Here is a 10,345-nt window from a genome sequence, read left to right on the forward strand (position 1 = left end):
GGGGGGCGTTGGGGTGCGGCCGGGGGTGGGGGCGGCGGCGGGGGGGGGGGCCGCCGAGACGACGAGAGCAGCCGCCGTACCCGTCACCAGCAGCCGACAGGTGCGGATCAGCGGTAGCGGACCCACGGCGACATCTTGGTGCTCGTCAGGCTGGGGTACGCGTCCACGACGGCATCGGGACCGGGCTCGGGCATCTCCTCCATCTCCAAGGCGTCGTCGCGGCCGATCAGAGCGACCGACACGCGGACGGCGCGCTTGTTGCGCTCCAGGCAGCGCTGAGGGATGCGGACCGTCACGGAACGCTTGCCGAAGCTGATCCGGTCACCCTTGCAGGAGACGAAGTCCTCGTCGGATTCACCGGAAAACATCAGCGGCATCCACCCGGCGCCCTCGATCCGAATCTTCATCGAGGCGAAGTCCGGGCGGCCCTTGGCCTTCGTGCGGAGGCCGACAAGGACCCCGCCGAGCTTCGACTTCTTGAAGCCGGGCACGGTCATCCGGACGACGACGGCGTGCTTCTTGTTGGTCACCTTGATCTTGGTGACGTCGAGCGCGGCGACGGCGTCACCGCGCGGGTCGCTGAAGGTGCGGGTCTTGGCTGCCGCGGGGGAAGCGGTCGTCGCGAGGACGAGGCCCGCTGCGGCCGCGCCGACGACGAGGGTACGGATCGTACGGATCATGGGGTGTGCTCCTGCGAAAGGTGACCCCGCCAATCGGGGTCGCCGAAGCCTAGCGGTAAGCGGCCCAGGGCGTCATCCGTGCGCCACGGGCCTTCGGGACACCGTCGATCGGCAGCCGGGGGCCTGGTTTCGGATCGATCAGGACCTCCTCGGGCACGTTGCCGTGGAGGTAGGCACGCGTGAAGACCGCGACCTGCACCCGCACGGCGGCGCGGTTGTCGCCCAGACAGCGTTGCGGCACCGACAGCACCACGCTCCGGGGGCGGATCCTGAAGCGCATCCCGGAGCAGCGCAGGCGGCTCGCATCCAGCTGCTGCCAGGTGGTCTTCCAACCCCCGGCGCGGCGTACCTTCGACGCGGCGTACTCGGGGCGGCCCGCGACCTTGCGCCCGAGGAACACCGTGACGCCCCCGACGCGGCGGCGCTCCAGACGCGGGACGCGGATCGTGACACGCACCCGGTGCTCGGCGTTGCGGACCCGTAGCGACGTGATGTCGACGGCCGAGAGCGCGTCACCACGCTGGTCGCGGACCGTGCGCGCCGCCGCATCGGCAGGCGACGCGAGGAGACCGGTGGCGAGGACCAGCGCCACCGCGGCGCCGACCGGAGCGAGGCGCCTCATCAGAACAGCACCGACGCGAACGTCTCGGTCTGCACGAACCCGACCCTCTCGTAGACCCGTCGCGCGGCGACGTTGTAGTCGTTGACGTAGAGCGAGACGACCGGTGCGACCTCGCGGCGGGCGCGCTCGACGACCGCCGCCATCCCCGCCGTCCCGAGCCCGCTCCCCCGGTGCTCGGGAGCCACGTAGACGCCTTGGATCTGGCAGCCCTTGGCCGAGGCCGAGCCGACCTCCGCCTTGAACAGCACCTGGCCGTCCTGAATGATCGCGTACGCCCAGCCGCGCGCGACCAGCTGGGTGACCCGAGCACGATAGCTGTTGCGGCCGGGGAGCTCCGGGCTCTCGCCGACCTCCTCCTCGAACATCGCGACGCTCGCCGGATAGAGGATGTCGACCTCGTCGATGAGCACCGGGCGGACGCGCCAGTCAGGAGCCACGAGCGGCGGCCCGGCGATCTGGAGGAACGGCTGGTCGAGGCGGAGCGAGCGAGCAGGTCCCCACGACCCCTCCAGGCGCTCCCACAGACCGAGGGCCGCGGAGCGAGGTCCGACGATCGACGACGACAGCCGCCCCGTCGTGCGCGCGCGCTCGGCGAACGCCTCCACCGCGTGCGGCGTCGCCTCGACCGGGACGAAGTTGGCGGCGACGTGACACGCGGACACCAGGGTGTCGCCCTCGAAGTAGCCCCACATCTCTCCGCCCAGCCAGCGGGGAGACAGCCGCGTGCTGCTGGTGCGGTGGTCGACGAAGAGGTTGACGATCGCGTCGCGGTCGATCAGCTCCTGCAGCGCGGGGATGTCTCCCTCGCGCAGGACGCGGACACCCTCAGCCGTGCTCAGCACCGGGCCTCCTCACGCCGTCGGTGGGACGAGCCTATCTGGCGCGGTCGCCCACGACCATGTCTCGCCGTCGCGGCGTAGGGTGCGCGGCATGACGACCGCACCGCTCGGGGAGCCCGCCACCTCTCTCCGCGATCCCCAGGCCATCGCCGAGGGACAGCTCGACCACCAGCGCGACGCGCTGCTGCGCAAGCTCGCCTCCCTCTCCGACGCCGAGCGCTCCCGCAGCCGCCTGCCCTCGGGGTGGACGCCGCTGGGTCTGCTCAAGCACCTGCGCCACGTCGAGCGCCGGTGGCTCCAGTGGGGCTTCCTCGGCGAGCAGGTCGCAGACCCGTGGGGCGACGAGCGACCTGGGTCGGACGCATGGTTCGTCGCCGACGACGAGACGTACGAGGTGCTGCGCGCACGCTTCGAGGAGCAGGTCGAACGCTCCCGGGCCATCACCGGCGCCGCGTCGCTGAACGATCTGGCCGTGATGGGTGGACGCTTCGAGGCCGACCCGCCCAACCTTGCCTGGATCCTGCTCCACCTCGTGCAGGAGTACGCGAGGCACGTCGGCCACCTCGACATCGTCGTCGAGCTGGCCGGCGGCGGCCTCGGCGAGTAGGCGATCGCCTACGAGACCGCCACGGCCGGCGACGCGCCCTCGATCGGCTCCATCCCCTCGGCGATCCTCATCGCCTCCTCGATCAGGGTCTCCACGATCTTGGACTCCGGCACGGTCTTGATGACCTCGCCCTTGACGAAGATCTGCCCCTTGCCGTTGCCCGACGCGACGCCGAGGTCGGCCTCACGCGCCTCACCGGGGCCGTTCACGACACAGCCCATCACGGCGACGCGCAGCGGCACCTCCATGCCCTCGAGCCCGGCGGTGACCTCCTCGGCGAGCGTGTAGACGTCGACCTGGGCCCGCCCGCACGACGGGCAGGACACGATCTCGAGCTTGCGGGGACGGAGGTTGAGCGACTGGAGGATCTGGATGCCGACCTTGACCTCCTCGACCGGCGGGGCCGACAGCGAGACCCGGATGGTGTCGCCGATGCCCTGGCTGAGCAACGCCCCGAAGGCGGTCGCGGACTTGATCGTGCCCTGGAACGCGGGGCCTGCCTCGGTGACACCGAGGTGCAACGGCCAGTCGCCCTTCTCGGCGAGCAGCTCGTACGCCCGGACCATCACGACGGGGTCGTTGTGCTTGACCGAGATCTTGAAGTCGTGGAAGTCGTGCTCCTCGAACAGCGACGCCTCCCAGACGGCCGACTCCACGAGCGCCTCCGGGGTCGGCTTGCCGTACTTCTCCAGCAGGCGCTTGTCGAGCGAGCCCGCGTTGACGCCGATCCGGATCGACGTGCCGTGGTCCTTCGCGGCCTGCGCGATCTCCTTGATCTGGTCGTCGAACTTGCGGATGTTGCCGGGGTTGACGCGGACGGCCGCGCAGCCGGCCTCGATCGCAGCGAAGACGTACTTCGGCTGGAAGTGGATGTCGGCGATCACCGGGATCTGCGACTTGCGCGCGATGTCGGGCAGCGCCTCGGCGTCGTCCTGGCTCGGGCACGCGACGCGGACGATGTCGCAACCCGCCGCCGTGAGCTCCGCGATCTGCTGCAGCGTCGCGTTGACGTCGACGGTCGGGGTCGTCGTCATGGACTGCACCGAGACCGGCGCGTCTCCCCCGACCTCCACCTTGCCGACCTTGATCTTGCGGGTCGGCCGACGGGGCCGGAGCACCGGAGGCGGGGCGGCCGGCATTCCCAGGTTGACGTCCATGCGGGTACGAATCTCCTCGCGTGCGTGCGGTCGGGCCTCAGGTGAGGCGTACGGGGTTCACGATGTCGGTGTAGACCAGGATGATGCCCATCACCAAGAGGACGGCACCCACGGCGTAGGCGACCGGCAGCATCTTGGCGACGTCGACCGGCCCGGGGATCGGCCGACGACGAAGTCGAGCGATCGCGTTGCGCAGGCCCTCCCAGAGCGCTCCGGCGATGTGGCCGCCGTCGAGCGGCAGGAGCGGGATCAGGTTGAAGAGCCCGAGGAAGAGGTTGAGCCCCGCGAGCAGCAGGCCGACGCTGAAGACGCGGTCGCTCCAGGTGGCGCCCTCGGCCGAGGTCAGCTCACCCGCCACCCGGCTGGCGCCCACCGGGCTCATGGGGGTGTCCTGGCCGCGCTCGGCCCCGAACGCCGCCTTGGTGACCTCGACCATCTTCTCCGGCAGCGAGCCGATGGCCTTCACCGTGCTGACGGTCATGTCCCCCATCGTCGCCACGGCGAAACCGAGGTCCTCGCGCTGAGCGGGGACGTAGGGGCTGACTCCGAGGAAACCGACGCGCTCGACCTTGTCGGGGTCGGTCTTGGTTGGCCGCGGCTGGACCGACGTGTTGACGGTGACCTGCTGCTCGGCACCGTCACGGACGTACTCGATCGTGGCGGGGCTGTCGCCGTTCGCCCGGATGAGGTCGGTGAGCTGGTCCCAGCTGCTGATGGGCGTGCCGTTGAAGGAGGTGATGGTGTCACCCGGGGTCAGACCTGCCTGCTTGGCGGGAGTGACCGGGTCGGCGGCGGTGCACTTGCGACCGGCCTCGGCGGCGGGGATCGCGCAGTCGGACACCGTCTCGACCGTCGTCGTGGCGTTCTCGACGTTCTGGGAAGGGATCGTCATGAAGAGCGCGGCGAACAGGATGAAGGCGATCACCAGGTTGACGACCGGTCCGCCGGCCATCACGATCGCCTTCTTCCACCACGGCAGGCGATAGAAGAGGCGCGGCTCGTCCTCGGGGGTGACGTGCTCGTACTCGGCCGAGCGGGCGTCGAACGCCAGCTGCGTGAACATCCCGGTGTTGGACTTGCGGACGGTGCCCGGATCGTCACCCTTGTTGGGCGGAAGCATGCCGACGATCTTGACGTAGCCGCCGAGTGGGACCGCCTTGACGCCGTACTCGGTCTCGCCCTTGCGGGTCGACCACAGCGTCCGTCCGAAGCCGATGAAGTACTGGGTGACCTTGGTGCCGAAGAGCTTGGCGGGCACCATGTGACCGAGCTCGTGCAGGGCGATCGAGACCGCGATGCCGACGACGAGCACGACGACGCCGAGGGCGTACAGCCACGGTGTCGCGTTCATCGGCTCTCCTGCCTCGTCCTGGTCGTCGCTGCCATCAGCTCCTGCGCCCGCTCGCGGGCGGCCGCGTCCGCGGCGAGGACGTCGTCCGCGGTCACCGGCTCCGTCTTCGAGCGTACGCCCGCGTCGGTGAGGTGCTCCGAGAGCACGGCGCCCACCGTGTCCACGATCGAGAGGAACGGAAGGTTCCCTTCGAGGAACGCGCCGACGCACTCCTCGTTGGCGGCGTTGTAGACCGCCGGTGCCGTACGGCCGAAGGCGCCGGCCTCGCGGGCGAGGCGCACGGCCGGGAACGCCTCGTCGTCGAGCGGGGCGAAGTCCCAGGTCGACGCCTGGGTCCAGTCGCATCCCGGACCGGCGTCCGGGACGCGGTCGGGCCACCCCATGCCGAGGGCGATCGGGATCAGCATCGAGGGCGGCGATGCCTGCGCCAGCGTGGACCCGTCGACGAACTCGACCATCGAGTGGATCATCTGCTGCGGGTGCACGACGACGTCGACGCGGTCCATCGGCACGTCGAAGAGAAGGTGCGCCTCGATGACCTCGAGGCCCTTGTTGACGAGGGTCGCCGAGTTGATCGTGATGACCCGACCCATCGCGAAGTTGGGATGGTCCAGGGCCTGGTCCGGGGTCACATCCTGCAGCTCGGCGCGGGACCTGCCGCGGAACGGGCCACCGCTGGCCGTCAGCACCAGGCGGCGCACCTCCTCCGCGGTCCCGCCTCGCAGCGCCTGCGCGATCGCCGAGTGCTCGGAGTCGACGGGGACGATCTGACCGGGTCGTGCCAGCGCCGTGACCACCGGCCCACCGATGATCAGCGACTCCTTGTTGGCCAGGGCGAGCGTCGTGCCTGCCTCGAGGGCGGCGATCGTGGGACCGAGGCCGACGGCGCCGGTGATGCCGTTGAGGACCACGTCGCAGCGGGTCGCCGCGAGCTCGGTGGCGGCGCGGGGGCCGGCGAGGATGCGGGGCAGCCGGTGCTGCCCGTGGGCGTACCCGCGCCGCTGGGCCTCGGCATACAAGGCCAGCTGCACGTCCTGGGCGGCCGTGGCCTGCGCGACCGCGACCACCTCGACCTCGTGGGCGATGGCCTGCTGGGCGAGGAGGACCGGGTCGCTGCCGCCGGCGGCGATGCCGACGACCCGGAAGCGGTCAGGGTTCGCGGCGACGATCTCGAGCGCCTGTGTCCCGATGGAGCCGGTCGATCCGAGCACGACGACGTCGCGGGTTTGCACCATGAGACCAGTGTCTCAGGTGCGCCCGCGACGTCGTCCTCGGCTGGTGCCGGCTACTTGATCTCGCTGCGCAGGACGCGCCGCGCCCCGACGACGAACGGGATGATCAGCCAGATCGTCCCGGAGACCAGGAGCTGGGCCCACTTCTCCCCGGTCCAGCCTCCGTCGAACAACGGCATCTGTGCGGTCGCGAAGTCGATCCACGGGAGCAGGTCGCCGAACCAGTCGATGAAGACCGACGCCACCGCGAAGATCGTCGGGAGGACGAAGGCCCAGGCGAAGTAGACGACGATCGCCGCCGGCGAGCTGAGCAGCAGAGCGCCGAACGTGAGCCCCATCAGGATCCCGAGAGCCTGCATCGCGTAGAAGCCGAGGAGCTCCACCGCGTTGACGTTCCAGACCGTCGTGTCCGACGCGAGCCCGGCGAAGACGTTGCCGAACGCGGCCGCGATCGCCGCGACGACCACCGCGAACAGCGCCACGATCAGCCCCACGACGACCTTCGCCGCGAGGACGCGGCCGCGGTGCGGCTCGAGGGTGAACGTGACGAGGGCCGTCCGTTGCGACCACTCGCTGGTCACCGACAGCACTCCGAGCACCGGCAGCAGAACTCCCATCGGGACGCTCATAGCGGTGAGGAAGTCCTTGAACGAGACCGAGATGTCGTTGGCCAGCACGACCCACAGCATGATCACCATCACGACGACGCTGATCACGGCCACGGTGCCGAGCAACCACTTGCCCGCACGGGTGTCGGCGAGCTTGCGCAGCTCGACGGCCACCAGGCGGGTGAAGGGCACCCGAGGACGGGTGAGGTCGATCCCGACCTCCGGGGCGAGCGCGGTCATGCCTGTCCTCCTTGGGGATCGGGCGGGCCGAAGCCGGGCCGGGGGCCGGCGTCCGGGGCGGGGGTGGGCGCGAGCGGGTCGCGCTGGTTGTCGGCGGTGAGCTGGAGGAACAGGTCCTCCAACCCCGCGCGGTCACCGGGTCGGAGCTCGACGAGAGCGACGCCGGCAGCAGCCGCCGCCTTGCCGACGGCGACAGGATCAGCGTCGGTGACGAAGCCGTCAGCGGTCGCCGGCGTGACGTGGATGCCTGCGACGGACAGCGCCCGCGCCAGCGCGTCCGCCTCCTCCGCCCGTACGAACGTGCCGGCACCGGCGAGCAGCTCCTCCTTGTGCCCCTGCGCGACGATCTTGCCGTTGCCGATCACGATGATCTCGTCGGCGATGACCTCGATCTCGTGCAGCAGGTGCGAGGAGAGCAGCACCGTGCCGCCGCGGTCGGCGTAGTGGCGCAGCAGCTGGCGCATCCAGTGGATGCCTGCCGGGTCCAGACCGTTGGCCGGCTCGTCGAGGATCAGCACCTGGGGGTCGGCATCAGCGCTACGGCGATGCCCAGCCGCTGGCGCATGCCGAGCGAGTAGTTGCCGACCCGCCGCTTGGCCTCCTTGGGAGACAACCCGACGACCTCGAGCATCTGGTCGACGCGCCCGCGGTCCAGGCCCATCGTGCGGCTCGCGATCGTGAGGACCTCACGACCGGTGCGGCCGTTGTGCTGGGCCGACGCGTCGAGGAGGACGCCGATCTGGGTGCCCGGGTTGGGGATGTCGGTGTAGCGGTGGCTGCCGATGGTCGCCGAGCCGGCGGTCGGGATCGTGAGCCCGGCGAGCATCCGCAGGGTCGTCGACTTGCCGGCACCGTTCGGACCGAGGAAGCCGGTCACCGAGCCGGGACGACAGGTGAAGGAGATGTCGTCGACCGCGAGGTGGTCGCCGTACCTCTTCGAGAGGTTCTGGACTTCAATCATGGCTCCAGCATCGCGCAGCGCGCGGTCATCCACATCGGCCCATTGGCTCGGCCGACGTGGCCGAAAGTAGGGGGTACGGGGTCGGAGACCGACCTTCGGCCGGTTCGCCGACCGTGCCCAGTGCCTAGGCTGTGGCTGTGAACGAGGTCGACCCCGCGGCGTACCAGCCGCCGCTGCGGTGGTGGAGCCAGCTCTGGCGCTACGTCCTGGCGGTCCTGATCAGCGCTGTGACCTGGCTGTCGGGTGTGGCGCAGTGGCAGGCAGAGCACGCACCCCGGTGGTTCTGGGCCGACCTCGTCGGAGGTCTGGTCGCTCTTGCGCTGGTCACGAGGCGCCGGCAGCACCCCGTGGCGGTGGCCGCCGCGGTCACGGTGATCGGAGCGTTCTCGTACGCCGCCGCCGGTCCCGCCGTCCTCGCGGTGGTCTCGCTCGCGACGCGGCGCAGGCTGCGCGAGATCGTCGGTATCGGCCTGCTCGTGGCCGTGCAGACCGTCGTCGTCACGCTCATCGACCCGACTCTCGAGGACGACTGGAGGATCGTCCTGGCTCTCAGCGTGCCGATCGTGGTCACGATGTTCGCGGTGGGCATGTACGTGGGGTCGCGCCGCGAGCTGCTCTACACCTTGCGGGAGCGTGCTCGGGTGGCGGAGGCGGAGCAGGCGAGCCGCGTCGCCCAGGCTCGCACGGCAGAGCGGGCCCGGATCGCACGCGAGATGCACGACGTGCTGGCCCACCGCATCTCGATGGTCGCGATGCACGCCGGCGCGCTGGCGTACCGCACCGACCTGCCACCGGAGGAGGTCCGCACCTCGTCGGAGGTGATCCGGGACAACGCCCACCTCGCGCTCACCGACCTGCGCGAGGTGCTCGGCATCCTCCGCGCCGACGAGGACGCCGGGGCGGGCGACCGCCCTCAGCCGTCGTGGCGGGACCTGCCCGACCTGGTGAGCGGTGCGCGCGCCGCGGGGATGCGGGTCTCCCTCACCGATGACCTCTCACCGCACGCGCCGCCCGAGCGCATCGGCCGGACCGCCTACCGCGTCGTTCAGGAGGCACTCACCAACGCGCACAAGCACGCTCCGGACACGATGCTGTCGGTGGTGATGCGGGGCGAGCCAGGCGACGGGATCGTCATCGAGGCTCGCAACCCGTTGCGGGTGGGGTCGACGCAGGACCGTCTGCCTACGTCGGGGCTGGGGCTGGTGGGCCTCTCGGAGCGTGCCGACCTCGTCGGCGGGACGCTCTCGCATCGGGTGACCGGGGACGAGTTCGTCCTGACCCTCGTACTACCGTGGCCGGCATGATCCGGGTCGCGCTGGTCGACGACGACGCCCTCGTACGGGCCGGGCTGAGGCTGATCCTCGGCGGCGCCGACGACGTCGAGGTCGTCGCCGAGGCCGCCGACGGTCTCGACGCCCTCCGTGTCCTCCGGTCGACACCCGTCGACGTCGTGCTCATGGATATCCGGATGCCCCGCATGGACGGGCTCTCCGCCACGGCCGAGCTCGAGCGCGCCCCGTCGGCGCCCCACGTGATCGTCCTGACGACCTTCGACGCCGACGACTACGTGCTGCGCGCGCTGCGGCACGGCGCGAGCGGGTTCCTGCTGAAGGACACCGCGCCGGAGGTGCTGGTCGATGCCGTGCGCAAAGTTGCCGCGGGCGACCCGATGCTGTCGCCGAGCGTGACCGAGCAGCTGATCCGGCGGGTCCGCGACCTCGGGGACGGCGACGGCGACGCGAAAGAGCGGCTGGCCGTGCTCAGCGAGCGCGAGCGCGAGGTGGCGGTCGCCGTCGGACGCGGGATGTCCAACGCCGAGATCGCCGTCGACCTGCACATGAGCCTCGCGACCGCGAAGGCGCACGTGTCGCGGATCCTCACCAAGCTCGACGCCGCGAACCGCGTCCAGGTCGCGATCGCGGTCCACGAGGCCGGCCTGGTGTGACCGGACAGGGCGGCGCTCAGGCCTCGAGGTTGCTCATCACGTGCTTGACGCGGGTGTAGTCCTCGAGGCCGTACATCGACAGGTCTTTGCCGTACCCGGAGCG

The 10,345-nt window shown here is 70.7% G+C and carries 12 protein-coding genes; 3 read left to right on the top strand and 9 right to left on the bottom strand.

Annotation, left to right across the window (positions count from 1 at the left end; all coding sequences use genetic code 11):
* Positions 1-107: 107 nt before the first annotated feature.
* The 3 genes from PV363_RS12265 to PV363_RS12275 are packed head-to-tail and all read right to left on the bottom strand — an operon-like array spanning position 108 to position 2,144.
* The gene (locus PV363_RS12265) at positions 108-680 is read right to left on the bottom strand and encodes a hypothetical protein (RefSeq protein ID WP_220365365.1); all 573 of its coding nucleotides are present in this window, start codon (positions 678-680) and stop codon (positions 108-110) included.
* A gap of 49 nt (positions 681-729) precedes the next feature.
* Positions 730-1,302, bottom strand: coding sequence for a hypothetical protein (locus tag PV363_RS12270; protein ID WP_220346947.1), 573 nt, complete (start codon positions 1,300-1,302; stop codon positions 730-732).
* Positions 1,302-2,144, bottom strand: a complete 843-nt coding sequence (locus tag PV363_RS12275) for a GNAT family N-acetyltransferase (RefSeq protein WP_220365366.1) — start codon at positions 2,142-2,144, stop codon at positions 1,302-1,304. The genes PV363_RS12270 and PV363_RS12275 overlap by 1 nt, the downstream gene beginning before the upstream one ends.
* An 88-nt stretch (positions 2,145-2,232) precedes the next feature.
* Between PV363_RS12275 and PV363_RS12280 the strand changes: the two genes are divergently transcribed.
* On the top strand, positions 2,233-2,748 hold the full coding sequence (locus PV363_RS12280; protein ID WP_220346945.1) for a DinB family protein: 516 nt from the start codon (positions 2,233-2,235) through the stop codon (positions 2,746-2,748).
* Between the two features lie 8 nt (positions 2,749-2,756).
* On the opposite strand, the gene ispG is transcribed toward PV363_RS12280, so the two are convergent.
* The 6 genes from ispG to PV363_RS17965 are packed head-to-tail and all read right to left on the bottom strand — an operon-like array spanning position 2,757 to position 8,297.
* Positions 2,757-3,905: a flavodoxin-dependent (E)-4-hydroxy-3-methylbut-2-enyl-diphosphate synthase gene (gene ispG, locus PV363_RS12285; RefSeq protein WP_220365368.1), complete on the bottom strand. Its 1,149-nt coding sequence runs from the start codon at positions 3,903-3,905 to the stop codon at positions 2,757-2,759.
* Positions 3,906-3,942: 37 nt separating this feature from the next.
* Entirely contained in the window at positions 3,943-5,256 is a 1,314-nt protein-coding gene (locus tag PV363_RS12290) for a site-2 protease family protein (protein WP_301022453.1), read from the bottom strand.
* Positions 5,253-6,491, bottom strand: a complete 1,239-nt coding sequence (gene dxr / locus PV363_RS12295) for a 1-deoxy-D-xylulose-5-phosphate reductoisomerase (RefSeq protein WP_220341315.1) — start codon at positions 6,489-6,491, stop codon at positions 5,253-5,255. Before dxr ends, PV363_RS12290 begins: the two co-directional genes overlap by 4 nt.
* A gap of 50 nt (positions 6,492-6,541) precedes the next feature.
* Positions 6,542-7,336 carry an ABC transporter permease subunit gene (locus tag PV363_RS12300; protein ID WP_220341314.1) on the bottom strand — a complete coding sequence of 265 codons (795 nt, stop codon included), beginning with the start codon at positions 7,334-7,336 and terminating at the stop codon, positions 6,542-6,544.
* Positions 7,333-7,854 (bottom strand): hypothetical protein, encoded by a 522-nt coding sequence (locus PV363_RS17960; RefSeq protein ID WP_366525477.1) that lies wholly within the window; start codon positions 7,852-7,854, stop codon positions 7,333-7,335. Before PV363_RS17960 ends, PV363_RS12300 begins: the two co-directional genes overlap by 4 nt.
* Positions 7,848-8,297: an ATP-binding cassette domain-containing protein gene (locus tag PV363_RS17965; RefSeq protein ID WP_366525478.1), complete on the bottom strand. Its 450-nt coding sequence runs from the start codon at positions 8,295-8,297 to the stop codon at positions 7,848-7,850. The genes PV363_RS17960 and PV363_RS17965 overlap by 7 nt, the downstream gene beginning before the upstream one ends.
* Positions 8,298-8,434: 137 nt before the next feature.
* On the opposite strand from PV363_RS17965, the gene PV363_RS12310 reads away from it, so the two are divergent.
* Both PV363_RS12310 and PV363_RS12315 read left to right on the top strand, forming a co-directional pair.
* Complete coding sequence (locus PV363_RS12310; RefSeq protein WP_220341312.1) at positions 8,435-9,601, top strand: histidine kinase; 1,167 nt, start codon at positions 8,435-8,437, stop codon at positions 9,599-9,601.
* Positions 9,598-10,242 (top strand): response regulator transcription factor, encoded by a 645-nt coding sequence (locus PV363_RS12315; protein ID WP_220341311.1) that lies wholly within the window; start codon positions 9,598-9,600, stop codon positions 10,240-10,242. Before PV363_RS12310 ends, PV363_RS12315 begins: the two co-directional genes overlap by 4 nt.
* Positions 10,243-10,345: the final 103 nt, after the last annotated feature.

The organism is Mumia sp., from assembly GCF_028803055.1.
GTDB lineage: Bacteria > Actinomycetota > Actinomycetes > Propionibacteriales > Nocardioidaceae > Mumia.